The organism is Xanthomonas sp. 3498 (assembly GCF_014199795.1).
Taxonomy (GTDB): Bacteria; Pseudomonadota; Gammaproteobacteria; order Xanthomonadales; family Xanthomonadaceae; genus Xanthomonas_A; species Xanthomonas_A rydalmerensis.
Genome location: NZ_JACHOH010000009.1, coordinates 104,363 through 130,201 on the forward strand (window position 1 = coordinate 104,363; position 25,839 = coordinate 130,201).

The 25,839-nt window shown below is 70.0% G+C and carries 17 protein-coding genes and 1 pseudogene; 14 read left to right on the forward strand and 4 right to left on the reverse strand.

Annotation, left to right across the window (positions count from 1 at the left end; translation table 11 throughout):
* Window positions 1–2: 2 nt before the first annotated feature.
* The gene (locus GGR66_RS20230; RefSeq protein ID WP_048491669.1) at window positions 3–389 is read right to left on the reverse strand and encodes a BlaI/MecI/CopY family transcriptional regulator; all 387 of its coding nucleotides are present in this window, start codon (window positions 387–389) and stop codon (window positions 3–5) included.
* Window positions 390–947: 558 nt separating this feature from the next.
* On the opposite strand from GGR66_RS20230, the pseudogene GGR66_RS21390 reads away from it, so the two are divergent.
* The 3 genes and pseudogenes from GGR66_RS21390 (at window position 948) to ligD (ending at window position 6,428) form a co-directional block, all read left to right on the forward strand.
* Window positions 948–3,403 (forward strand): annotated as a pseudogene (locus tag GGR66_RS21390) (TonB-dependent receptor).
* Between the two features lie 192 nt (window positions 3,404–3,595).
* Entirely contained in the window at window positions 3,596–3,772 is a 177-nt protein-coding gene (locus GGR66_RS20240; protein ID WP_048491671.1) for a DUF3606 domain-containing protein, read from the forward strand.
* Between the two features lie 19 nt (window positions 3,773–3,791).
* Entirely contained in the window at window positions 3,792–6,428 is a 2,637-nt protein-coding gene (gene ligD / locus GGR66_RS20245; protein ID WP_184450252.1) for a DNA ligase D, read from the forward strand.
* 205 nt (window positions 6,429–6,633) lie between these two features.
* On the opposite strand, the gene GGR66_RS20250 is transcribed toward ligD, so the two are convergent.
* On the reverse strand, window positions 6,634–7,665 hold the full coding sequence (locus GGR66_RS20250) for an SDR family oxidoreductase (RefSeq protein WP_184450254.1): 1,032 nt from the start codon (window positions 7,663–7,665) through the stop codon (window positions 6,634–6,636).
* 70 nt (window positions 7,666–7,735) lie between these two features.
* A complete protein-coding gene (locus tag GGR66_RS20255) occupies window positions 7,736–7,969 on the reverse strand; it encodes a hypothetical protein (RefSeq protein WP_160964742.1) in 234 nt (77 codons plus the stop codon).
* Window positions 7,970–8,107: 138 nt separating this feature from the next.
* Between GGR66_RS20255 and GGR66_RS20260 the strand changes: the two genes are divergently transcribed.
* Entirely contained in the window at window positions 8,108–8,464 is a 357-nt protein-coding gene (locus tag GGR66_RS20260) for a hypothetical protein (RefSeq protein WP_160964744.1), read from the forward strand.
* A gap of 43 nt (window positions 8,465–8,507) precedes the next feature.
* Here the strand turns inward: GGR66_RS20260 and GGR66_RS20265 are convergent, their stop codons facing one another.
* On the reverse strand, window positions 8,508–9,737 hold the full coding sequence (locus GGR66_RS20265) for a DNA topoisomerase IB (RefSeq protein ID WP_184450256.1): 1,230 nt from the start codon (window positions 9,735–9,737) through the stop codon (window positions 8,508–8,510).
* Between the two features lie 290 nt (window positions 9,738–10,027).
* On the opposite strand from GGR66_RS20265, the gene GGR66_RS20270 reads away from it, so the two are divergent.
* From GGR66_RS20270 to GGR66_RS21055, 10 genes are all read left to right on the forward strand, one after another.
* Window positions 10,028–10,423 carry an I78 family peptidase inhibitor gene (locus GGR66_RS20270; RefSeq protein WP_255421812.1) on the forward strand — a complete coding sequence of 132 codons (396 nt, stop codon included), beginning with the start codon at window positions 10,028–10,030 and terminating at the stop codon, window positions 10,421–10,423.
* A gap of 192 nt (window positions 10,424–10,615) precedes the next feature.
* Entirely contained in the window at window positions 10,616–15,070 is a 4,455-nt protein-coding gene (gene gltB, locus GGR66_RS20275) for a glutamate synthase large subunit (protein ID WP_184450258.1), read from the forward strand.
* A 115-nt stretch (window positions 15,071–15,185) separates the two neighbouring features.
* Window positions 15,186–16,676 (forward strand): FAD-dependent oxidoreductase, encoded by a 1,491-nt coding sequence (locus GGR66_RS20280; protein WP_184450260.1) that lies wholly within the window; start codon window positions 15,186–15,188, stop codon window positions 16,674–16,676.
* Between the two features lie 419 nt (window positions 16,677–17,095).
* The gene (locus GGR66_RS20285) at window positions 17,096–18,154 is read left to right on the forward strand and encodes a glycoside hydrolase family 5 protein (RefSeq protein WP_184450262.1); all 1,059 of its coding nucleotides are present in this window, start codon (window positions 17,096–17,098) and stop codon (window positions 18,152–18,154) included.
* Window positions 18,155–18,415: 261 nt separating this feature from the next.
* The gene (locus tag GGR66_RS20290) at window positions 18,416–19,468 is read left to right on the forward strand and encodes a glycoside hydrolase family 5 protein (protein ID WP_184450264.1); all 1,053 of its coding nucleotides are present in this window, start codon (window positions 18,416–18,418) and stop codon (window positions 19,466–19,468) included.
* A gap of 202 nt (window positions 19,469–19,670) precedes the next feature.
* On the forward strand, window positions 19,671–20,726 hold the full coding sequence (locus GGR66_RS20295; RefSeq protein WP_184450266.1) for a glycoside hydrolase family 5 protein: 1,056 nt from the start codon (window positions 19,671–19,673) through the stop codon (window positions 20,724–20,726).
* Between the two features lie 107 nt (window positions 20,727–20,833).
* On the forward strand, window positions 20,834–21,709 hold the full coding sequence (locus tag GGR66_RS20300; protein ID WP_184450268.1) for a methylglyoxal synthase: 876 nt from the start codon (window positions 20,834–20,836) through the stop codon (window positions 21,707–21,709).
* A 154-nt stretch (window positions 21,710–21,863) separates the two neighbouring features.
* Window positions 21,864–23,219 (forward strand): substrate-binding domain-containing protein, encoded by a 1,356-nt coding sequence (locus tag GGR66_RS20305; RefSeq protein WP_184450270.1) that lies wholly within the window; start codon window positions 21,864–21,866, stop codon window positions 23,217–23,219.
* A 688-nt stretch (window positions 23,220–23,907) separates the two neighbouring features.
* Window positions 23,908–25,008, forward strand: a complete 1,101-nt coding sequence (locus GGR66_RS20310; protein ID WP_255421813.1) for an alginate lyase family protein — start codon at window positions 23,908–23,910, stop codon at window positions 25,006–25,008.
* 598 nt (window positions 25,009–25,606) lie between these two features.
* The coding region (locus tag GGR66_RS21055) for a hypothetical protein (RefSeq protein ID WP_221236536.1) at window positions 25,607–25,839 on the forward strand (233 nt) is incomplete at its 3' end.

The window sequence follows — 25,839 nt, forward strand, 5'->3', positions numbered from 1 at the left end:
GCTCAGTCCTCCCGCCGTTGCGATTGCAGTTTGGCCACCAGGGCCTCCAGTTCGGCCAGTTCCGTATCGCTGACCTCGGCGCGCTGCGACATCCACGCCACGAACGGCGACACCGAGCCCTGCAGCGTCTTCTCGACGAAGCTGCCGACCGCGCTGCGCACCACGTCGTCCTGGCCGCTGGTGGCGGCATAGCGGTACACGCCCTGCACCTGGCGCCGTCGCAGATAGGCCTTGGCACGCAGGCGCTCCATCATGGTCAGCACCGTCGAACGCGCCAGCCCGCGCGCCTCGCCGAACCCGGCGGCAACCTCGCCGACACTGGCATCGCCCTGTTCGGCGATGTACTGCAGCAGGGCCAGCTCCTGGTCCCCGATCGATTTGCGGCGCATCCGCCCACTCCGATGACTACACGTGTCGGCAAAGCTACCCGTGACGACAACTGTCGTCAATAGGTCGCAGGTCATGGGCCGGCGGTTGGCTGCAGGCTGGCGCTGACGTCCGTCCGGGACGCGGTGGTAGCGGCTCATCGCATCCCGGCAGATGCCGCATCGGCCCTGGGCGTTCGATCGTCCATGCCCCGCGCACGCGTGCGGCGCGAGGTCCGCATCCACCGCCCACATGCTCGCATTCGCCGTAGAAGTTCACGGCGAGCCGGTCTTGTTTGCGTAGCGACACCGCCGGCCTATACCCAGGTATCGCACCGCATACGCGCGGCAGGCAGCGCTGTACCAACGCGCAATGGTGCAAGCGCACATGCGATGCAAGAATTCCCTGCATCGCTTCACGCCGCTGTACCCACCTCGGGAAGCGCGCTGTCGCAGCTGCGCCGTTCGCCTCCATCGCTCCGGAGCGAACGGCCGCAACTGCCGCGCGCCACCTCTCCTGATCCGCGCCGCACCGCCGGCGCCCTGCCATCGCAAACGCACAGTCAGCCGGGCGCCGCCACCATGCCGCAGCCCTGCGCTGGGTGCGCGCGTGCGCCCCCGCTCCCCACTCCACGCCGGATCCGACCATGCACGCGACCTCCTCCCGTCTCCGCGCCGCCGCCCTGCCGCCGTCCGCATCGCATCGCCGCATGCAGGCATGCATGCCGTCGTTGTTGTCTGCGGCGCTGGCCACTTGCCTCGCCGCGTCCTCGGCGCATGCCGCGGAGGCGGCCGCCAGCGCCGATGCCGACACCACACCGACCACGCTGTCCGCGCTGGACGTTGTGGCCTCACCGCATGCGGCGGCGGTGGCGCCCACCCAGGTGGTGGGCCCGAACCGCTACGTGATCAACGCCGGCGACATGGACGCCGACATCGCCGGCAGCAACGGCCTGGCGAGGCTGAAGACCGTGCCCGGCGCCAGCTACACCGCCACCGATGGCCTGGGCCTGGACGTCTCCGCCACCAGCCTGTTCGTCCGCGGGTTCCGCATGAACGAAATGGGCATCACCTTTGAAGGCGTGCCGCTGAACGACAGCGGTTTCCTGTCGTTGACCGGCACCAGCGTGGTCAACGTCGGCGTGCCGGATGCCATCGGCACCATCACCGTCAGCCCCGGCGCGGCACCGGTGAGCGTGTTCTCCAGCAGCGCCAACGGCGGCGCGCTGGAGTACCGCCTGGGCGAACCGAAGGACACGCCCGGCATGCGCCTCAAGCAGGGCGTGGGCAGCGATGCGACCCGGGTCACCACGGTCTCCGCGCAAAGCGGGCAGCTCGGCGACAACGGCCCGAAGCTGCAGGTCGACCTGCAACGGCTGGGCGCGGACAAGTACCAGGGCGGGGGTACCCAGCGCTTCCTGCGCGGCGACCTGAAGGCGACGCAGGACGTGGCCTGGGGCACGTTCACCGTGTTCCTGTCCGCCAGCCATGCCGCGATGTGGGGCTACAACAATCTGTCCTTCGACATGCTCGGCAAGCTCGGCTGGCACGCCGACAGCGTCTATCCCGACTACGCCAGGGCCTATGCCATCGCCCTGCCGCAGAACGCTAGCGCCTCCTGCGGTGCCTACAGCTGCGGCGCGCTGGCCGGGCTGCTGCCGTACGACACCGGCCAGGTCACCGACGACCGCATCGCCTCGCTCGCGCACGATTTCCGCATCTCCGACGCGCTCAGCGGACGGGTGCAGGTCTATAGCGCGCGCAGCCGCACCCACGCCACGCTGAGCGATCCGACCACGCCCTCGCCCGACGGTGCGCCGTTCTCCGAGCAGGTACAGGCGCCGCACCTGCAGCGCACCGGCGGCCTGCTCAGCCTGACCTATGTGGACGGCCGCCACACGCTCAGCGCCGGCGTGTGGCAGGAGCACGGCCGCGCCGACGCGGCGACGTCCTGGTACTCCGAGCCGCTGCTGGGGCAGGGCCGGCCGCTGCGCACCACCGGGCCGTGGGACGTGTACGGTGCCGCGTTCAAGACCGACAACGTCTCGCAGTGGACCACCCGCGCGCGCCAGGCCTACCTACACGACGACATCGCGCTGAGCGACACGCTGGTGTTGGGCGTGGGCGCCAAGGCGGTGGATTTTCGCACCAGCGGCGGCGGTGTCGGCGATGCGCCGGACCGGCCCGCATCCGGCACGCTCCGGGCCAAGAGCGCATTCCTGCCGCACCTGTCGCTGTTCTGGAGCCCGACCGCGCAGACCGATGGCTTCATCGACCTGGGCAGTGCCATGAACGGCTTCCGCGTCGCCCAGCGCGGCAACATCGGCTATACCGCCTCGGCCTGGACCGTGCCCGACCAGGGCGCCTTCGACCGCCTCACCCGCAGCCTGCGCCCGGAACAGGACTGGAACCTCACCGTCGGCGGCACCCATCGCTTCGACCGCGCCACCGTCACCGCGGACGTGTTCTACGGCGACATCCGCCATCGCCTGCTGTCGGCCGCGGTCGGCACCCAGTTCGCGCAGGTCAACACCGTGCAGGTGATGCCGAAGATGCACACGTTCGGCGCCGACCTGGGCGTGACCGTCGACCTCACTCCGCACCTGCAGTTCTACCAGGGCGTGGCGCTGGCGCGTTCGGTCTACGACCGCGATGTCGTCGTCGACGGCGACGTCTACCCGATCCGGGGCAAGGCGCAACCAGGCTATCCGCAGGTGTCGCTGGTCAGCGACCTGTCGGCGCACGTGCGTCACTGGCGTCTTGGCGCCACCAGCACCGAATACCTGCATCAGCCCTTCACCTACGAGAACGATCTGCGCGTGCCGGCGTTCTGGCAGGTCAACGCGTACACCGCGTACACGCTGGGCGCGGACAGCCGGCTGCCGGGCCTGGAACTGCGCCTGGACGTGAGCAACCTGCTCGACCGCCACAACATCGGCACCGCCAACATCGCCGGCTCGTCGTTCGCCGGCGACTACCAGACGCTGCAGCGCAGCGCACCACGGCAGCTGTTGTTCAGTACCTCGCTGGCGTTCTGAGCGGGCGGCATGCGCGCCCCACCCCGGCGGGTGCGCATGCATGGGGCAGACACGGCGTTCACGGCGGTGCCACGCCGACGCGACTAGAAGTTTCCGCATCGGTCCGCCGACGCATGCCGCGTCCGTCGGCCCTCGCCGCCGCGCTGCGGCGTGCGCCCCACGACCGCAGCGGCTTCTGCACAGGACATCGGCATGAGCGACGACACCCGCAACACCGGTTCGCCCGATCGCGACCGCATCAACCTCCACGAAGACTACGAAGTGCGCTACTGGACGCAGGCCCTGGGCGTCTCCGCCGACGAACTGCGCGCCGCGGTGCAGGCGGTGGGCAGCAGCGCCGCGGCGGTCCGCGCGCACCTGCGCAAGTGACGCGGGCCGGACCCGCGCCATGAGCCTTGCCGACTACCGCCGCAAGCGCCGCTTCGACAAGACCCGCGAGCCGGAGCCGGGCAAGCCGGTGCCGGCCGGGCAGCGGCCGATCTTCGTCGTGCAGCTGCACCACGCCAGCCGCCGCCATTACGATTTCCGCCTGCAGGTCGGCGATGCGCTGAAGAGCTGGGCCGTGCCGAAAGGGCCGAGCTACGACCCCAAGGTCAAGCGCATGGCGGTGGAAGTGGAAGACCATCCGCTGGACTACGCCACGTTCGAGGGCGAGATCCCGCAGGGCGAGTATGGCGGCGGCCACGTCGCCCAGTTCGATCACGGCGTGTGGAGCAGCGAGGACGATCCGGAGGCGCAGTTGGCCAAGGGCCATCTGCGCTTCGAACTGTTCGGCGACAAGCTCAAGGGCGGCTGGCACCTGGTACGCTCGAGCAAGCCAGCGCGGCAACCGCAGTGGCTGCTGTTCAAGGAGAACGACGCCTTCGCCAGCGACCTGGAAGCCGACGATCTGCTGGCCGATGTCGCCACGGCGCCTGCGCAGGACGTGAAGCGCGCCGGCGCCGGCAAACCCGACAAACGCAAGGCCACGGTCGTCGCGGTCCCGGCGCACAAGGGCCGCCGGACGAACTGGGCCAAGCTCGCCCAGGCGCTGCCTGGCGCGGTGCCGGCCGCGGCACCGGATGGGCCGTTCGCGGCGCAACTGGCCCGGCTTGGCGACGCGCCGCCGCAGGGCGCGCACTGGATCCACGAGATCAAGTGGGACGGCTACCGGATCCTGGCCACCGTCGCCGATGGCGTGGTGCGGCTGTGGTCGCGCAACGCGATCGAATGGACCGACAAGATCCCCGAGATCCGCGATGCCATCGCCGCGCTGGGCCTGCGTTCGGCGGCGCTGGACGGCGAACTGATCGCCGGCAAGGGGACCAAGGAAGACTTCAACCTGCTGCAGGCGGTGCTGTCCGGCGAGCGCCAGGGCAAGCTCGCACTGGCCCTGTTCGACCTGCTGCACCTGGACGGCATCGACATCGCCGCCGCGCCGCTGTCCGAGCGCAAGGCGTTGCTGCAGCGGCTGCTGCAGGGCGCCGAAGCGCACCTGGCCTTCAGCTCGCACATCGACGGCGATGGCGACGCCGCGTTCCAGCTCGCCGGCGCGCAGCATTTCGAAGGCATCGTCTCCAAGCGTGCCGACCGCGGCTACCACGGCGGCCGCAGCGACGACTGGCGCAAGACCAAACAGTTGCGCTCGGACGAGTTCGCGGTGGTCGGCTACACCGCGCCCAAGGGCAGCCGCAGCGGCTTCGGCTCGCTGCTGCTGGCACGGCCGGATCCCGAGCACGGCTGGCTGTACGTCGGGCGGGTCGGCTCCGGCTTCTCCGACGCCCTGCTGCGCGAGCTGACCGCGCTGATCGGCAAGGCCGGCAGCGCCACGCCCAGCGTGCACGTGCCGACCACCGAGACCGACCTGCGCAGCGCGCGCTGGTTCGCACCGCGCTTCGTGGTGGAGGTGTTCTACCGCGGCATCGGTGGCCAGCAGTTGCTGCGCCAGGCCTCGCTGAAGGCGGTGCGCCCCGACAAGGACATTACCGACCTAGGCGGCGATAGCGCCGCCCCGGCGCCGCGCGCGGCGGCAGCGCGCGCCACGCCGGCCGCCAGAAAGACCAAAACAGAGAAGCCAGACAAGACGGCCAAAGCGACTAAAGCGACCAAAACGGCGGCGAAAGTGGCCAAGGCCGGAAGCGGCAAGCGCGACGTCGCAAGCGCCGACAGCGCACGCACGCCGCCGACGCTGTCCAGCCCGGGCCGCGTGGTCTTCCCCGACATCGGCGCGACCAAGCGCGAGGTCTGGGACTACTACAGCGCGGTGATGGACCACCTGTTGCCGGAGATCGCCGGCCGCCCGTTGTCGATCATCCGCTGCCCGGCCGGCGCCGAGCGCGCGTGCTTCTTCCAGAAACACCACACCGCCGGGCTCGAGCTGGTGTCGTCGGTGAAGCTGAAGGAGGAGAGCGGCACCCAGGCCGAGTATCTGGTGGTCGACGACGCGGCCGGGCTGCTGGAACTGGTGCAGTTCAACGCCCTGGAATTCCATCCTTGGGGTGCCAAGGCACAGCGCCCGGACGTAGCAGATCGCGTAGTGTTCGACCTGGACCCAGGCCCGGACGTACCCTTCGCCGAGGTCAAGCGCGCGGCCACCGACATCCGCAAGCTGCTGGCGCAACTGGAGCTGGAGTCGTTCCTGCGCGTGTCCGGCGGCAAGGGCCTGCACGTGGTGGTGCCGCTGGCGCCGGGCTGCGACTGGGACCTGACCAAGCGCTTCGCCCACGGCTTCGCCGACGCGCTGGCGCAGTCGCAACCGGACCGTTTCCTCGCCACGGCCAGCAAGCGCCTGCGCAACCAGCGCATCTTCGTCGACTACCTGCGCAACGGCCGCGGCGCCACCGCGGTGGCCTCGTACTCGCTACGCGCCCGCGCCGGCGCGCCGGTGGCGATGCCACTGGCCTGGAGCGACCTGCCCAAGCTGCACCGCGCCGACGCCTTCAAGCTGCGCGACGTCCCGGCCAAGCTGAAGCGGCGACGCAAGGATCCGTGGGCCGGCATCGACGCGCTGAAGCAAAACCTGGCGCGCTGGGCTGAAGCAGAGTGAGCAAAGCCCCTCTCCCTCCGGGAGAGGGGTTGGGGTGAGGGTACGGCGCGAAGCGACTCGCTGGGAATGAACACGAGCGACCCGTACCCTCATCCGCCCCTGCGGGGCACCTTCTCCCGGCGGGAGAAGGGAATCAAAGCCCCTCTCCCGCCGGGAGAGGGGTTGGGGTGAGGGTACGGACGCCAGAACACCCACCGACAGCACCTCACCCCGTCGGCCCACCCATCACCGGCAGGATCGCGCCATTGATGTAGCTGGCGGTGATCGGCGAGGCGAGGAACACATACGCCGGCGACAACTCCTCCGGCTGTGCCGGGCGTCCCATCGGGTTCTGCTTGCCGAACTCGGCCACGTCGTCCGCAGACTTGTCGGCAGGGTTGAGCGGCGTCCACACCGGCCCCGGCGCGACCGCGTTGACGCGGATGCCGCGCGGCTGTAACTGGCTGGCCAGGGCCATGGTGAAGGCATGGATCGCGCCCTTGGTCGCCGAATAGTCCAGCAGCGACTTGCTGCCGAACAGCCCGGTCTCCGAGCCGCTGTTGACGATCGCCGCGCCGCGCTTGAGATGCGGCAACGCCGCGCGCGCCATGTGGAAATAGCCGGCGATGTTGGTCTGCAAGGTCTCCTGCAGGTGTTCTTCGCTCAGGTCCTCCAGCGCATCGCAATGCAACTGGAAGGCGGCGTTGTTGACCAGGACGTCGAGCCCGCCGAAGGCGCGCACGGTCTGCGCCACCGCGTCCTCGCAGAACGCCGGATCCTTCACGTCGCCGGCGATGGTGATGCAGCGGCGGCCCTCGTTCTCGACGTGCTGGCGGGTGACCTGCGCATCCTCGTGTTCGTCCAGGTACAGCACCGCCACATCCGCGCCCTCGCGCGCGAACAGCACCGCCACCGCGCGGCCGATGCCCGAGTCGGCGCCAGTCACGATCGCGCTCATGCCGCGCAACTTGCCGCTGCCCACGTACTCCGGCGCCTCGAAACGCGGCTGCAGCGCCAGTTCGTGCTCGTTGCCGGGCTTGGCCAGGTGCTGCTTGGGCATGCGCTGCGGCTGCTTGCGCGGCCCGGCCTGGCCGGCGTCGCCCGGCTTGGCGCGCTTGGGCTTGGGCTTGGCGTCGCCGGCATCGACCGCGCGCTGCAGCGCACGTTGCTGCTGCGCGGTCTTGGCGCTGGACGAGGAGGCGCTGCTGCGCTTGGACGGGGCGGACGGGGTGGCGGCAGGACGCTTGCGGGAGGCCATCGGCAATACTCCGGATGCGGGAGGAGGACACAGACGCGCTGACCTCCTCGAGAGGAAGGAAGGGGTCCGGTCAGGCGCGGTCGGCGAGACCGCTCACGCCGGCGTGCTGGGCACAATGCGCGCAGCAGAACATGCGCTCGCCGGCCTGCACGCCGTGGCCGACGATGCGGCAATCGCAGTGGCTGCAGTGCGGGGCGAAGGCGTGGATCGCGCACTCGAACGAATCGAAGGTGCCGCTGCGCGTGCCCTGGGTCAGGGTGAAGGCCTGGTCGTCGTCGTTTCCGCAGACATCGCAGGTGGCCATGATCGGCTCCGGTTGCTGGGGGAATCCCGAGTCTGGCCCCGCCGGCGGCCACGACCGGTGAAACCCCGGCGCGATCTCTTCATGCGGCGCAAACATGCGCCGCGACAGGCTCGCGCCATCGATCGAAGGAGACGCCCCATGATCCGCCACCCACTCGCCCGCCTCGCCCCGTTCGCCGCCGTGCTGTTGCTCGGCGCCTGCAGTACCACCCAGGTGGCGCAGGTGCAGCCGATCGACGGCGTCATCTCCGGCCAATGCCATATCGACAAGGTCCGCGGCGCGGTCGGCCTGGCCGCCTCGCGCATGACCGTCGAACGCGCCCGCGTCGACAGCGACAGCCTCAAGGTGCAGGTGGTCAGGAGCAGCGTCAGCGACAACGGCGCCACCTCCAGCGGGGTGGACAGCGCCAACCGTGGCGCCCGCGAAACCGGCGGCGACCGCCTCACCATCGAGATCGGCCCGACCAACAACATCACCACCGTGTATTGCGGCTGATCTGCGCCGCCGGGCCCGCCCGCCGCGCGCGGCGGCGCGGTGCTCAGGCGCGCTTGCGTGCCGCGGGCGCGGTCTTGCGCTTGGCGCGGGTGCCGCCGCCCTGCGGGATCGCCGCCGCGCCCTTGCGCGTGGCACGCGTGGCCTTGGGCAGCGACGGCGCCTTGGCCGAGGTGCGCCCGGCGGCCTTGGCCGCCTTGCGCGCCGCGGTGCGCGCCCGCCCCAGGTACTTCAGCGTGATCAGATCCCACTGGCGCTCACCGCGCACGCCCTCGCACAGGCCGTGCAGGCGCCCGCAGCGCCAGCCGTCGAACACGCACGGGTCGATGTAGGCCTTGCGGCACACCGCCGGGGTGTTGCCCAGCGCCTCGGACACCTCGCGGATCACCGCGTTCTGCGCCTGCGCCAACGCGCGCTCGCCGCCGCTGTCGGGCAACGGCAAGGCGGCCAGCCGCTGCAGCGCGGCACGGGTGCCGCCCCAGGTGCGGAAGTCCTTGGCGGTGAAGCTCTCGCCCATCGCCTCGCGCAGGTAGTCGTTGACCTCGCCCGAATCCACCGGCTGCAGCTGGCCGCCGTCGTCGCGGTACTGGAACAGCGCCTGCCCGGGCAGCTGCTGGCAGCCGCGGATCAGCTTGACCAGATGCGCGTCGTCGACCTCGATGTCGTGCTCCTGGCCGCCCTTGCCGCGGAACTGCAGCCGCGCGCGGCCGCCCTTGACGAAGGCCAGGTGACGGTTGCGCAGCGTGGTCAGGCCGTAGGAGCGGTTGCTGCGCGCGTATTCGGCATTGCCCACGCGTACCAGGGTCTCGGCCATCAGCGCGACCACCATCGCCAGTACCTTGTCGCGCGGGTAGCCGGGCAGGGCCATGTCGCGGCGCAGGCGCCGGCGCAGCCGCGGCAGCGCCTGGCCGAAGGCGACGATGCGCTCGAACTTGCCGTCGCCCCGCACCTGCGCCCAGTCGGCGTGGTAGCGGTACTGCTTGCGCAGACGCGCGTCGCGGCCGGTGGCCTGCAGATGGCCGTTGTCGCGCGCGCAAATCCACACCTCGGTATAGGCCGGCGGGATCGCCAGCTGGCGGATGCGCTGCAGGGTGGCCGCGTCGCGCACGGCGCTGCCATCGGGCATGCGGTAACCGAAGCCCTTGCCGGCACGGCGACGGGCGATGCCCGGCTCCTGATCGCTGACGTAGACCAGGCCCGCGCTGCTGGCGGCCTGGCGGGACTGGCGGGCACGCGCCGCCTCGGCGGCGGCGGTGGAACGGGACGCGTTGGACATCGGACCTCCGTAAGCCGGAACCGCGGTCCGCGCCGCCGGTTCCACGAGCCCGGATTGTCGGCAGCGCAGCGGCTACGGCGCGTGACGTCGGCAGGGCCGTGCCGCTTAACGCGTGGCGAACGCGGCGTGTCCGATGCTGCCTGGGTTGGAACGTGCGTCGCGCCGGCAGACACCGCAACGGCCGTCGGCGTGTCGGCGGTGCCGTTCGCCGCCGATGGCCCCGGCCGGTCTCAAAGCGCGGCGCACGTTCTATGCTTCACCCCATCTTCCCTCCATCCATAGGAGCCCCGATGAGCACACCCCTTTCCTCCCGTGCGTCCACGTGTGTCGGCCTGCTCGGCACGGCCTGCCTGGCGCTGGCCTTGGCCGCCTGCGGCGCGCCGCCGCCGGACGAGCAGGAACAGGTGACCGCCAAGGCCCAGGCCGCCGCGCAGCAGGCCGCGGCGCCGGACCCGGCCAGTGCCCCGGACGCACCGCCGGTGGGGACCTGCGATGCCTCGCAGGCGCAGGGCCTGGTCGGCCAGACCTTCGCACCGGACCTGCTGGATCAGGCGCGCAGCGACACCGGCGCCAAGATGGCGCGCGTGCTCAAGCCGAACCAGGCGGTGACCATGGAGTTCAACGGCGAACGGCTCAACATCGAGGTCGACGACAAGAACCAGATCACCGGCGTGCGCTGCGGCTGAGCGCTCGGCCAGGACCCCGGTGCGGCAACGGTGGCAGCGTCGCCGCCAGCACTGAAGTTGCAGGTGTAACGGTGTATTGCGGCACCGCACCAACTATGTTTTAGTCGGGATTCCGGTGACCTCAAGAAGCGCTCCAGGACAGAGCGGGGGCGAGTGTCGCCGCGTTCCTTCGGATCGCTTTCAGAGGCAGACATGGCCCCCCGCAACCGCCACGGGCTCTACGACCCCCAAGACGAGCGCGATGCCTGTGGTTTCGGCATGGTCGCGCAGCTCGACGACCAACCTTCGCGGGCGCTGGTGGATACCGCCATTGCCGCGCTGTCGCGCATGACCCATCGCGGCGGCGTCGCCGCCGACGGCCTCACCGGCGACGGCTGCGGCCTGTTGATCCGCAAACCCGAGCCGTTCCTGCGCGCGCTGGCGCGCGAGGCCGGTTTGAGCGTCGGCGCGCGCTTCGCCGCCGGCAACGTGTTCCTGCCGCGCGACGCTGCCGATGCCGCACGCTGCCGCCAGGTGCTGGAAGAGGAACTGCGCCGCGTCGACGTGCAGCCCTGCGGCTGGCGCCTCACCCCCACCGACGATGCGGTGTGTGGGCAACTGGCCAAGGACACCCTGCCGCGCATCGAGCAGGTGTTCGTCGACGCCGGCGCCGAGCAGGGCGAGGACGCCTTCGCCCTGGCCCTGTTCCTGGCGCGCCGCCGCGCCGAGCAGCGCCTGCGCGAGGTCGCCGATTTCTACGTGACCACGCTCTCGCCCAACGGCATCAGCTACAAGGGCATGGTGCTGCCGGACAAGCTCAGCACCTTCTACCCGGACCTGCAGCGCAACGACCTGGCCTCCAGCGCCATCGTGTTCCACCAGCGCTTCTCCACCAACACGCTGCCGCGCTGGCCGCTGGCGCATCCGTTCCGCCTGCTCGCGCACAACGGCGAGATCAACACCATCGAGGGCAACCGGCACTGGGCGCAGGCGCGCAGCAAGGTGTGGCAGACCCCGCGCTTCGACATCGCCGAGTTCGACCCGGTGATCTCCATGCACGGCTCCGATTCGCAGAGCCTGGACAACATGCTCGAGCTGCTGGTCGCCGGCGGCATGGACCTGCTGCAGGCGCTGCGCATCCTGGTGCCGCCGGCCACCCAGTCGCTGGAGTTCAAGGACGCCGACCTGGCCGCGTTCTACGAGTTCTATGGGCTCAACACCGAGCCGTGGGACGGCCCGGCCGGCATCGTCGCCTGCGACGGCCGCTACGCCGCCTGCATGCTCGACCGCAACGGCCTGCGCCCCGCCCGCTGGATGCTGACCTCCGACCGGCATTTCCTGGTCGCCTCCGAAGCCGGCGTGTGGGAACTGCCGGCCGAGCGCGTCACCCGCAAGGGCAAGCTCGGCCCCGGCGAGATGATGGCCATCGACCTCAAGCGCGGCGACCTGCTCGACTCCGACGCCATCGACCGCATCAACCGCGGCCGCGCGCCGTACAAGCAGTGGCTGCAGCAGGGCGTGACCTACCTGCAGACCGAGCTGATCGACCCTTCGCTGGTCGAGGAGCCGTTCGACGAGCGCACCCTGCGCAGCTACCACAAGCTGTTCCAGCTCAGCACCGAGGAAGTGGAGCAGGTGCTGCGGCCGCTGGCCGAGACCGAGCAGGAAGCCACCGGCTCGATGGGCGACGACACGCCGATGGCGGTGCTCAGCCGCCATACCCGGCCGCTGTACGACTACTTCCGCCAGGCGTTCGCGCAGGTCACCAACCCGCCGATCGACCCGTTGCGGGAAGACTGCGTGATGTCGCTGACCACCCAGCTCGGCAAGGAGACCAACATCTTCCATGCCGGCCCGGAGACGGTGAACCACGTCATCCTCAACTCGCCGGTGCTCAGCCAGCGCAAGCTGCGGCAGTTGCTGAAGATGGAGCAGTACCAGACCCGCAACGCGCAGATCGACCTGTCCTACAGCGTCGAGGAAGGCCTGGAGGCCGGGCTCAAGCGCATCTGCGCCGAGGCCGAACAGGCCGCGCGCGACGGCAAGGTCATGCTGCTGCTGACCGACCGCTACCCGGTGCCGGAACGGCCGATGGCGCATGCGCTGCTGGCCACCGGCGCGGTGCACCACCACCTCTCGCGGGTCGGCCTGCGCTGCGACGTCAACCTGATCATCGAGACCGGCACCGCGCGCGATCCGCACCACATGGCCTGCCTGCTCGGCTTCGGCGCCACCGCGGTGTATCCGTACCTGGCCTACCAGACCCTGTTCGACCTGGGCCGGCGCGGCATCCTGCTGCTCAAGAGCGGCGGCGAGCAGACCCAGATCGGCCGCAAGTACCGCAAGGGCATCTACAAGGGCCTGTCCAAGATCATCTCCAAGATGGGCATCTGCACCATCGCCAGCTACCGCGGCGCGCAACTGTTCGAGATCGTCGGGCTGGATCCGGACGTGGTGGCGCTGTGCTTCCCGGACACCGCCGCGCGCATCGGCGGGGTGAACCTGGCGCGGCTGGACACCGAGGCGCGGCAACTGGCCGCGCGCGCCTGGAACGACCTGCTCAAGCCGGAAGTGGGCGGCCTGCTCAAGTACGTGCACGGCGGCGAGTACCACATGTACAACCCGGACGTGGTGCTGACCCTGCAGCGCGCCACGCGCAGCGGCCTGCAGGCCGACTGGGACGCCTACGCCGCCGCGGTGCACGGGCGCCCGGCCTCGGCCCTGCGCGACCTGCTGCAGCTCAAGCGCGCTGAGACGCCGACGCCGCTGGACGAGGTGGCACCGGCCGAGGACCTGCTGCGCCGCTTCGACACCGCCGCGATCAGCCTCGGCGCGCTGTCGCCGGAGGCGCACGAGGCGCTGGCGATCGCGATGAACCGCCTCGGCGGGCGCAGCAATTCCGGCGAAGGCGGCGAAGACCCGGCGCGCTACGGCACCGAGAAGCGATCCAAGATCAAGCAGGTGGCCTCCGGCCGCTTCGGCGTCACCCCCGAATACCTGGTCAACGCCGAGGTGCTGCAGATCAAGGTCGCGCAGGGCGCCAAGCCCGGCGAAGGCGGCCAGCTGCCCGGGCACAAGGTCAACGAACTGATCGCGCGGCTGCGCTACGCCAAGCCGGGCATCGGCCTGATCTCGCCGCCGCCGCATCACGACATCTACTCGATCGAAGACCTGGCGCAGTTGATCTACGACCTCAAGCAGGTCAACCCCAGCGCGCTGGTGTCGGTGAAGCTGGTCAGCCATGCCGGCGTGGGCACCATCGCCGCCGGCGTGGTCAAGGCCGGCGCCGACCTGATCACCGTGTCCGGCCACGACGGCGGCACCGGCGCCAGCCCGGTCAGCTCGATCCGCTACGCCGGCGTGCCGTGGGAACTGGGCGTGGCCGAGTCGCACCAGGCGCTGGTCGCCAACGATCTGCGGTCGCGCACCATCCTGCAGACCGACGGCGGCCTGAAGACCGGCCTGGACGTGGTCAAGGCGGCGATCCTGGGCGCGGACAGCTTCGGCTTCGGCACCGGCCCGATGATCGTGCTCGGCTGCAAGTACCTGCGCATCTGCCACCTCAACAACTGCGCCACCGGCGTGGCCACCCAGGACGAGCGCCTGCGCGCCAACTATTTCGTCGGCCTGCCCGAGCGCGTGGAGAATTTCTTCCGCCTGCTGGCCGAGGAAGTGCGGCAATGGCTGTCGTACCTGGGCGTGCGCTCGCTGGACGAGATCGTCGGCCGCACCGAACTGCTGCAGCAACTGGACGTGTCGCCGCGCGAAGGCGTGCGCGTGGACCTGTCGCGGCTGCTCAAGGACGTGCGCCACGACGGCGGCCACTGCGCCGCGCAGCGCCTGTACGAATCGCCGGACAGCCTGGCCACGCAGATGGACGGCCTGCTCGCCGACGCGATCGCCAAGAAGACCGGCGGCGATCATCGCTTCCTGATCCACAACACCGACCGCTCGATCGGTGCGCGCCTGTCCGGTGCCATCGCCCGCATCCACGGCAACCATGGCATGGCCGATGCGCCGCTGACCCTGCGCTTCCGCGGCTCGGCCGGGCAGAGCTTCGGCGCGTTCAACGCCGGCGGCCTGCAGCTGGAACTGGAGGGCGAGGCCAACGACTACGTCGGCAAGGGCATGGCCGGCGGCCGGCTGGTGGTGCGCCCGCCGCGCGGGGCGCGCTTCGAGGCGCGCAGCACCGCGATCGTCGGCAACACCTGCCTGTACGGCGCCACCGGCGGCGAGCTGTATGCGGCCGGCCGCGCCGGCGAGCGCTTCGCGGTGCGCAATTCCGGCGCGCTGGCGGTGATCGAGGGTGCCGGCGACCACTGCTGCGAGTACATGACCGACGGCATCGTGCTGGTGCTGGGCAAGGTCGGGCTGAACTTCGGCGCCGGCTTCACCGGCGGCCTGGCCTACGTGCTCGACGTGGACCGCGACTTCGTCGACCGCTACAACCACGAACTGATCGACATTCATCGCATCTCCGCCGAAGGCTTCGAGAGCCACCGCCAGCACCTGCACAAACTGATCAGCCGCCACCGCGAGTTGACCGGCAGCATCTGGGCGCAGCAGATCCTCGACGAATTCCGCGACTACGTCGGCAAGTTCTGGCTGGTCAAACCGAAGGCGGCGAGCATCGAGTCGTTGACTGAGTCGCTGCGCCGAGCCGCCTGATGGCGGCGCACCGCAACGGCCGGGATTGGGCATTGGGGATTCGGGATTCGTCCCACCCCAGCGCCCTCTCCCGGGGTTCGCGAATCCCCAATCCCCAATTACGAATCCCAGCCCTATGAGCCGCAAACACGCCTTCCAGTTCCTCGACCTGCCGCGGCAGATGCCGCAACGCATTCCGGTGGAACTGCGCACCTCCGGCGACTGGAACGAGCTGTACGGCAAGTTCGACAAGGCCGATGCGCAGTACCAGGCCGGGCGCTGCCTGGATTGCGGCAACCCGTACTGCAGCTGGAAGTGTCCGGTGCACAACGCCATCCCGCAGTGGCTGCAGCTGGTGCAGGAAAACCGCATCGAAGAGGCCGCGGCGCTGTGCCACAGCACCAACCCGCTGCCGGAAGTGTGCGGCCGGGTGTGCCCGCAGGATCGCCTGTGCGAAGGCAGCTGCACGCTGGAGGAGTTCGGTGCGGTCACCATCGGTGCGGTCGAGAAGTACATCGTCGACACCGCGCTCAACAACGGCTGGCGCCCGGACCTGAGCCAGGTCGAGCCCACCGGCAAGCGCGTGGCGGTGATCGGCGCCGGCCCGGCCGGGCTGAGCTGCGCCGACCGTCTGGCCCGCGCTGGCATCCAGGCGGTGGTGTACGACCGCTACGAGCAGATCGGCGGATTGCTGCAGTTCGGCATCCCCAGCTTCAAGCTGGACAAGAGCGTGATCGGCAAGCGCCGCGAGGTGCTCGAAGGCATGGGCGTGCAGTTCCGGCTGGGCGTGGAGATCGGCCGCGACGTGAGCCTGGAGCAGCTGCTCGGCGAGTACGACGCGGTGTTCCTGGGCACCGGCGCCTATCGCTACACCGATGGCGGCCTGCCCGGCCAGGATCTGCCCGGCGTGCTGCCGGCGCTGCCGTTCCTGGTGCAGAACAGCCGCATCGTCGGCGGCAACGATCCCTGGGGCCGGCCGATCGCCGGCTGGGAAGACAAGATCGCGCTGCCCGACCTCAGCGGCAAGCGCGTGGTCGTGCTGGGCGGCGGCGATACCGGCATGGACTGCGTGCGCAGCGCGATCCGCCTGGGCGCGGCCAAGGTCACCTGCGCCTACCGCCGCGACGAGGCCAACATGCCCGGCTCGGCGCGCGAGGTGGCCAATGCCCGCGAGGAAGGCGTGCGCTTCCTGTTCAACCGCCAGCCGCTGGCGGTGGAAGCCGACGCTGCCGGCAACCTGGTCGGCGTGCGCGTGGTGCAGACCCGTCTGGGCGAGCCGGACGCGCGCGGACGCGAGGCGGCGGTCCCGGTGGAAGGCAGCGAATCGCTGCTGGACGCGGACGTGGTCATCATCGCCTTCGGCTTCTCGCCGAGCGTGCCCGAGTGGCTGGCCGCGCAGGGCGTGGAAGGCACCGTCAACGGTCGCATCCTCGCCGGCGGCAGCGAGCCCGACGGCAGCGGCCGCCTGCCGTACCAGACCACCAACCCGAAACTGTTCGCCGGCGGCGACGCGGTGCGCGGCGCCGATCTGGTGGTCACCGCGGTGGCCGAAGGCCGCGACGCCGCGGCCAGCATCGCCGAATGGATCGGCAACCGCCTACCGGTGACGACCCAGGCCGCTGCCTGAGCGACGCTGCTGCGATCGCGGCAGCGTTACGGCGGCAAGACCTTGCAGGACTGGCGGATGCGGCGAAAGCGGCATTCGCCGGACCGCTGTGTCACGCATTCGCCGAGATCCGTGACGCGCGCGGCATCGCTGGTCTCCAGCGATCATCCCTCCACCGCGCAACCTTCGCTGCGCCCAACTGGCGCGCAGACGGTGGACGCATTGCCGCGACCGCGGTCACGCCGCCGCTGCCGGCTGCACCACGCACGCGCCGTGACGCAGCAAACGTCCGCGCGCGGCGTGTCTGCGCCAGGTGAATGCCGGGCTAACACGGGTGCATGCAGGCTGGCGATCACGGGGGCGATCCTTGCACCCTTGCGCGTGCCGCCCGCACTCCCCCGACGCGGACGGCGCCTCCCCTCACTCCAGGAAGCTCCCCCATGTCGCTTTCCTCGTCGTGTTCCCCGCGCTGGCGTTCCCTGCCGCTGGCGCTGCTGCTGGCCGCCGTCGCCTGCAACGCCGCCGCCGAAGGCCGCAGCGTGCTCAAGTACGCCGGCGTCAACCTGTCCGGCGCCGAGTTCAACTCCGGCAAGAAGCCCGGCGTGCTGTACAAGGACTACACCTACCCGACGGCGACCGACTACAGCTACTTCGCCAGCAAGGGCATGAACACCATCCGCCTGCCGTTCCTGTGGGAGCGCCTGCAGCCCACCGCCAAGGGCGAGTTCGACCCGGCGCAACTGGCGTTGTTGAAGAAGTCGGTGGAACAGGCCAAGGCCAACCGCCTGTACCTGATCCTGGATCCGCACAACTACGCCAAGTACAACGGCGCGCTGGTCGGCAGCGAGGGCGCCCCGGACGCGGTGTTCGCCGATCTGTGGCGGCGCCTGGCCAAAGAGTTCAAGGGCGACGACAACGTCATCTTCGGGCTGATGAACGAGCCCAACGCGGTGTCCTCGACCGACTGGGCCAGCGCGGCGCAGGCCGCGATCGACGCCATCCGCAAGGCCGGCGCCAACAACCTGATCCTGGTGCCGGGCACCGCCTACACCGGCGCGCACAGCTGGCGCAGCACGTCCTACGGCACATCCAACGCGGTGGCGCTGCAGCCGCTCAAGGATCCGCGCAACCGCATGGCGTTCGAAGCGCACCAGTACCTGGACCGCGACAACAGCGGCACCAAGGGCGAGTGCGTCAGCGCCACCGCCGGCGCCGAGAAGCTGGCCGGGTTCGTCAGCTGGCTGCGCGAAAACAAGAAGGTCGGCTTCATCGGCGAGTTCGCCACCGCCAACACGCCCACCTGCAACCAGGCGCTGGAGAACATGCTCAGCTACATGCAGAAGAACGACGACGTGATCCTGGGTTGGACCTGGTGGGCGGCCGGCGCGTGGTGGAAGCCCGACTATCCGTTCAATGTGCAGCCCGGCAAGGACGGCAGCGAAAAGCCGCAGATGGCGATCCTGTCCAAGTACGCCCGCGAGATCACCGGCAAGAAGTGAGCCGCCGTTGCCGGCGCCGCATGCCGGCAACACCTCGCGTATCACCGCAGCACGGCGCACGGCGTTCGCGCTGCACGCGTGGTGCAGCGCGATCCAGTGCCGGTTCGCGCTGCCAATAGCCGCACAGATCCATGCATGCGCGCATGCAAGGCATCGCCTCGTCCTCGGCAATGCACTACGGTGTCCGCACACCGTAGTCATCAGCCCGGCCTGACATCTCCCTCGACCGGGTTCCCCCTCTGATGCCGAAGGAGACCCACCATGATCGCGCGCACCTTGCGGCGGCGTTCGCGGCACGCCTTGCGTGCCGCACTGCTGCTTTGCCTGTCTGTTCCGCTGGCGTCGCTGCACGCACAGGAAGCGCTGCGCTTCGCCGGCGTCAACCTGTCCGGCGCGGAGATCGCGCCGTCGAAGATTCCCGGCGTGGTCGGTGTCGACTACACCTATCCGCGCAGCAGCGACTACACCTACTTCGCCGGCAAGGGCATGAACCTGCTGCGCCTGCCGGTGCGCTGGGAACGCCTGCAGCCGCAACCGCGCGGCCCGCTCGACGCCGCGCAACTGGCACTGATCGACGACGCCGTGCAGCAGGCCAAGGCGCAGGGCATGTACGTGATCGTGGACATCCACAACTACGCGCGCTACGACGGCCGCCTCATCGGCAGCACCGGCCTGCCGGTCGCCGCCTTCGTCGACCTGTGGCAGCGTCTGGCGCGCGCCTACGGCAGCGACAATGCAGTGGTCTTCGGGCTGATGAACGAGCCGCACGGCATCACCCCGGCCGCGTGGGCCACCGCGGCGCAGGCCGCCGTCGACGCGATCCGCGGCACCGGCGCCAGCAACCTGATCCTGGTGCCGGGCGCGCTGTGGACCGGCGCGCATAGCTGGTACACGCCGGTGGCCGGCGCCTCCAACGCCGATGCGCTGGCCACGCTGCGCGACCCGCTGCAACGCGTGGCGATCGAAGTGCACCAGTACCTGGACGCCGATTCCAGCGGCACCAGCCCGGTCTGCGTGAGCGCGGACATCGGCGCCGAACGCCTGCACGCCTTCACCGGCTGGCTGCAGCAGACCGGTCATCTCGGCTTTCTCGGCGAATTCGCCGCCGCCGACAATCCGGTCTGCCGCCGCGCCCTGGACGGCATGCTCGCCGACATCGCGCAGCATCCGACGCTGTGGCTGGGCTGGAGCTATTGGGCCGGCGGCGCCTGGTGGCGCGCCGACTATCCGTTCAACGTGCAGCCCGACGCCGACGGCCATGACCGTCCGCAGATGACGATCCTCGCGCCCTGGGCGCAGCGCATCACACGCTGAGCGCGGCGCCGGCGCAACGACGAACGCATGCGACGACGCACGCGACAGCGGCGCGCGCACCGGCACATGACATGCGACGTGCAATGCGTCGCACTTTCCTGACGACCACGATCGCTCTGGCATGGCGGTTGCAGCGGTGTGCGATGGCCGCGCACGCCGCATCGCGGCGGCGCCTGTCGCTCTTCCCCACGAAGGATCCGTCATGCCACGCATCGACCACGTTTCCCGTTCCTCGCAATGGCGGCGTCGCGCCGCGCTATGCCTGCTCCTTGCCGCCTGCGTGCCATTCGCCCACGCGCAGCAGACGCTGCGCTATGCCGGCATCAACCTGGCCGGTGCCGAGTTCAATTCGGCGAAGAAGCCCGGCGTGCTGTTCAAGGACTATGTGTATCCCACCGACGCCGACTATGCGTACACCGCCGCGCAGGGCATGAACATCGTGCGCCTGCCGTTCCTGTGGGAGCGGCTGCAGCCGCTGGCCAACGGCCCGCTCGACCCCGTGCAGCTCGACGCCCTGCGCACCGCGGTCGAACGCGCCAAGCGCTACGACCTGCAGTTGATCCTGGACGTGCACAACTACGCCAAGTACGACGGCGTGCGCATCGGCGGCGACGCGGTCCCGGCGGCAGCGCTGGCCGATCTGTGGCGGCGCCTGTCGCTGGTCTTCGGCAACGACGCCAGCGTGGTATTCGGGCTGATGAACGAACCCAACGGCCTCGCTTCGGGCGATTGGGCCGCCATCGCACAGGCGTCGATCGACGCGATCCGCGGCACCGGCGCCGACAATCTGATCCTGGTGCCCGGCACGGCCTTCAGTGGCGCGCACAGTTGGAACAGCACCTGGTACGGCGTGTCCAACGCGCAGGCCTTGCTGGCGGTGCACGACCCCGCCGACAACCTGGCATTCGAAGTGCACCAGTACCTGGATCCCGACTCCTCCGGCACCAGCGCCGCCTGCGTCGGCAGCAGCATCGGCGCGGACCGTCTGCAGGGGTTCACCCAGTGGTTGCGCGCCAACGGCTATCGCGGGTTCCTCGGCGAGTTCGGCGGCAGCAGCGACGCCACCTGCCTGGCCGCACTCGACACCATGCTCGACTACGTCCACGCCAACGGCGACGTATGGCTGGGCTGGACCGCCTGGGCCGGCGGCGCCTGGTGGCGCAGCGACTATGCATTCAACCTGCAGCCGGACAAGAGCGGCGCCGACAAGCCGCAGATGGACGTGCTGGCGGTACGTGCGCAGCAGGTCACGCAATGACACCAGCGGGGCCGCGATCGGCGGCGGCGGCACGGCGATCGCATCGCGATTGAGTCTGCGCCGCGATCGGGCGCAGACTGTCGCACCTTTCCCGCACGGATCGACGCATGCGCCTGGGCCTGGCCGCCAACCGACTGCACCACCAGGGCAAGGACGCCGCGCTGTTCCGCTGGCTGCATGCCAGCGAGGCCGGCATCCGCGAGCTGCAGCTCGGCCTGCATGCGGTCGGCCGCACCCACGAGGCGATCGTGCGTGCCGGGTTGTTGCACGGCTATGCCGGCCTCACGCGCTACCCGTTCGGCCGCGAGGGCGGACTGATGAAGCTGGTGGCCGAAGTCGTGGGCCTGGAAGGCGCCGAGCGCACCCTCGACGGCGCCATCTACCTGATCGATCCGGTCGACCCGTCCTCGATCTTTCCCGAGGCGATCGCACTCAAGCGCCAGTGCGTGATCCACGGCAAGCCGTTCATCTCCACCGTGGCCAGCGCCCGCGACTGGGTGGAGATGGAACGCATCCACGCCGCGCTGGCTCCGGACCGCAGCGCCGACGATCTGTACGCGCTGCAACGGCAGACCCTGGCGCTGATCGCGCACGATGCGATGAAGCCGCAGATGCTGGCCTTCGCCAGCGAACATTTCGATCTGCTGTCGCGCTTCGCCGAGCGCGTGGCCACCGGCACCACTGGACAGCGGCTCAACGAACTGGCCTGGAGCCGCGGCTGGCCGCAGGGCCAGCCCTGGGTGCACCGCTACCAGAGCGGCCCGATGGGCGGCGACGCGCAGATCGCCGATCGCGTGCTGGAACGGCGCTGCCACCGCGCGATCTTCTTCGAGGATCCGCATGTCGCGCGCCAGCACGAAGCCGATATCCAGTTGCTGGAGCGCGCGGTGACCACGGTCACCGACAGCGCCGTGTGCATCACCTCGCCGGCGATCGCCGCACGCTGGGCGCAAGCCGCCGCCCGCCGCCTCGCGTCTGCCTGACGTTCCTCCGGTCCCGCGCGATCGCATCGCGCGCGGACCGCCGACAGGTCACGCCGTGACGCCGCGTTGTCGTGCGTGACCGCGCGCACAGTCACCGCGATGTCACGCCGATCGCCAACACTGCCGCGCCTGTCCAGATCCCAGGGGGGATCCCATGTTGCGTTTCACCCTGCGCCTGCTGCTGCTCGGCGCGGCCACGCTGTGCGCGCTTCCATCCGCGTCTGCGCAACCGGCCGAGCGCCTGCGCGTGCACGGCTCCAACAGCCTCGGCGCGCGGCTGATGCCGGCGCTGGTGGAATCCTGGCTGCAGAGCATGGGCTACCGGCAACTGCAACGTCGTCGCGTCGATGCGACCACGCTGGAGATCGCCGCGGTGCGCGACGATGCGCCGCTGGTGGTCGAGATCGCTGGCACCGGCTCGGCCGCCGGCATCGCCGACCTCGTGCATGGTGATGCCGAGCTGGCGATGCTGGCGCGCCAGCCCGACGCGCGCGAGCGCGAGGCCGCCTGGCAGCTCGGCGACCTCACCTCGCCCGACCAGCAGTTCGTCGTGGCCCTGGACGGTGCGCGGGTCCTGGTCGCCGCCGACAACCCCATCGCCAAGCTGAGCGTGGCGCAATTGCGCGACATCCTGAGTGGACGCGCGACCCGTTGGTCGCAAGTCGGCGGCGCAGACCTGCCGATCGCGCTGCATCGTCGCGCCACGCCCGGCGGGCTCGACGACTTCCTGCGCGAACGTCTGGCGCTGCCCGCGCTGCGCGCGCCGGGAGATGTCGTGCATGCCGACCTGACCGAGGCCGCACGCGCCGTCGCCGGCCATCCCGAGGCACTGGCGATCGTCGGACTGACCACGCCGGTGCCGGCCGGCACGCGAGCGCTGGCCATCGCCGACGGCGGTGTCGCCGTGGCCCCGAGCGCGGCCGCAGTGCGCGGCGAGGACTATCCGCTGGTCCAGCGCTACAGCCTGTATGGCGGCCAGATGATGTCGGCGCTCGGCCGCAGCCTGGCCCTGTATGCGATCGGCCCCCAGGCGCAACAGCTGGTGCGTCGGCTCGGCCCGATCTCCCTGGCGATCGACGTGGATCCGGCCACGCCACAAACCGGGACCGTTGCTGCCCGCGCGGATGCTGCCTATGGCCAGGCAAGCGCCGGCGCCCGGCGCCTGACCACCACGCTGCGTTTCAGCCTGCAGTCGCTCAATGGGATGTACGAAGCGCGCAGCGCCCAGGACCTGGACCGGCTGGTCGCCTTCATGCAACAGCCGGCGATGCATGGGCGCGCCCTGGCGGTGATCGGCTTCGCTACCCCCGACAGCGCCAACCGCCTGTACCCGACCATCGCCAGCAACGACCGCGCCGACGTCGTCGCCGCGTACCTGGTGCAACGTGGCGTCGCGGTAGAACGCGTCCGCGGCCTCGGCGCGCTGCGTCCGCTGGTCGGCGGCGAGGACGCGGAGGCCAAGGCACGCAACGAGCGCGTCGAACTCTGGTTGCTGGATCGGGCCCGGTAGGGCGGTGCGTTGCAGAGGGTGAATGGATGCTGGTGATCGGGCACATCGACGCAACGGAACATCGAACGAGACATCGCCCGCCCCCTCATCCGCCCTTTCGGGGCGCCTCCCCGAAAAGGGCCGCGGTCCCGGGAAGAGAACGGAACGCGAAAGCCCCTCTCCCATCGGGAGAGGGGTTGGGGTGAGGGTACGGAGCGCGAAGCGCCCTCGCCGGCGGATGAGAGGTTGGCGCTCTGGCAGGCATTCAATGGCCATCGTGCCCATGCCGCGATACCCCACAAGCGACCTGGTGATCCAGCATGACGTCACCTTCTCGGCAGCCGACAGCCGACAGCCGGCAGCCGCGAAGGCGATCAGCACGCCTCATTGGGGCGATCCGGTCATGGAGTGGCTTCGGGCGGGCCTGACAGGACAGGCACGCCTAGACTGAAGCCGCTGCTGCTCCATGTCCTCGCACCGCGCAGCGGCGCGCATGTCGCTGCCACAACGACTCGGCGCACGCCGCCTCAGGTTGGGAGAAAGCAGCCTGGCGCGCATGCCACCGCGCTGGCGCCGATACGCCCAATCGCCATACACGAACCGGCGAGCATGCTGACCACCTTGCTCCCGCACCCGGGCCATCCCCCATTCACCGCACGGCGCCTACAGTCGCCCAACAACGCTCGCGCACCTGGCTCTGGAGATCGCCATGCCTCGCTCATCGCACGCCATGCTCGGCATGGTGCTTGCCGGACTCTCGCTGACGCACAGCACTCCGGCCGCTGCAGTACAGCGGCTTTGGCCGACCACAGCACAATGGCAACAGTTGCATGCGTCAGCAGCCACCGACCCAACCTGGCGCGAGGTCGAGGCGACGCAGGCCCGGCTGGCCGATGCGGCACGCGCACAGGGCGCGCATCCGCTCGACAACCTGAGCACCGGCGGCCGCCTGCACGGCGATCCGGTGAAGGCGGCGACCGAAGCCAGCCTCGGCGACATGCCACGCATCCAGGCACTGGCCCTGCGCTTCGCGTTGCAGGGCGAGCGCGCGGACGCGCTGGCCGCGGGCGACCAACTTGCACAATGGGCCGCGCGCAACGTGCCCAACGGCAACCCGATCGACGAGACCGGGCTGGAACCGGCGATCTTCGCCTACCGCATCGTCCGCCCGGCGCTGCCGGACGCGCAACGCCGCGCCATCGACGCGTGGATGCGAAAGATCGCCGACGCCGAAATCGGCTCGCGCGATCTCAAGCGCAAGACCGCCACCAACAACTGGCACAGTCACCGCCTGAAGACCGTGGGCATGATCGGCGCCGCGCTCGACGACACCCGCTTGCTGGACTACGCCCGCACCGGCTTTCGCCAACAGATCGCCGACAACCTGCTGCCCGACGGCCGCAGCATCGATTTCGTCGAGCGCGATGCGCTGTCCTATCACGTCTACGACCTGCGCCCGCTGGTGACGCTGGCGCTGCTGTTCTCCGAACGCGGCGAGGATCTGTACCACTGGCGCGCGCCGAACGGCGCATCGCTGGCGCGCAGCGTCGACTGGCTGCTGCCGTATCTGCGCGGCGAACGCAGCCATGCCGAGTTCGTCGGCAGCCAGGTGCCCTTCGACAAGGCGCGCTCGGACAACGGCGAAGCCGGCCACGTAATCGGTGCGCCGTACGCAGCGGAGGGCGCGGTACCGTTGCTGGTGCTTGCGGCGGCCTACGATCCGGCCTGCGCGCGCCTGGCCCAACAACTCGGCCACGGCACGCCGTCCTGGCGTTTGGGGATCAGCCTGTTGCCGGACAAGGCACGGTAGCGCGGCCCCCTCGTGGCGCCGCGGTTGCGCCGGGCGCCGACTCGCTGGGCGCCCGGCTGGACGCGAGACGCGGCCGGATGCAGTGGCGTTCGGACGGGATTGAATGGCGGCGGATCGCACCGGACCTGGTGCCGGGCAGCAAGGCTGTTTAACGCTGCACCTTGAGCCGAAAGCCTGTCGCGCTGTGCATTCCGGGTGGCCATGGCGATCTGTTCGGTAGGCCGCAGCCCCCTGTCGGCAACCGCCACCCAGGATGCCCGTGCCAATGCCCGCCGGGCTGCGCCAGGACCGCTGTGGCATCGGGCATCGGTCGCATGTCTTGCCGCATCCGTCCCTGCCGGCGCGCCCCACTGGTTCAGCGCTTGCCATCGAGGCGGGCCAGCTGCCTTACAACGCCATCAGGGCGATCTGTGAAACGCACGGTGCAGAAGACGACGTGACCGCAGCAGCGGCCACGATGGCGACGGCAGTCGCAGGTATTGGGTGGTGCAGGTCTGCGTGGCTCCGGCGGTTGGGCCGATTCTACGGCGTGGTCATGCGGTTGCAGCGAGGGAAGCCGGCCGCATGATCGGGGCAGGATCACGGTCGCAGCAGAGGCGTGAAGTCGCCGCTGGTGTTTGCTGTGGTTTACGGCCGACGCTGCGGCGTTCGCGTGACTGGCGCAGCAATCGCATGGATCGAAGTTTTTTGCGCGCAATCGCTTTTTTCTCACGCAATAAAAAATCCCCGTCCTTTTGGGACGGGGATTTGGGGTAAAGCCCCTGGCGATGACCTACTCTCGCATGGCTTGAGCCACACTACCATCGGCGCAGCTGCGTTTCACTTCCGAGT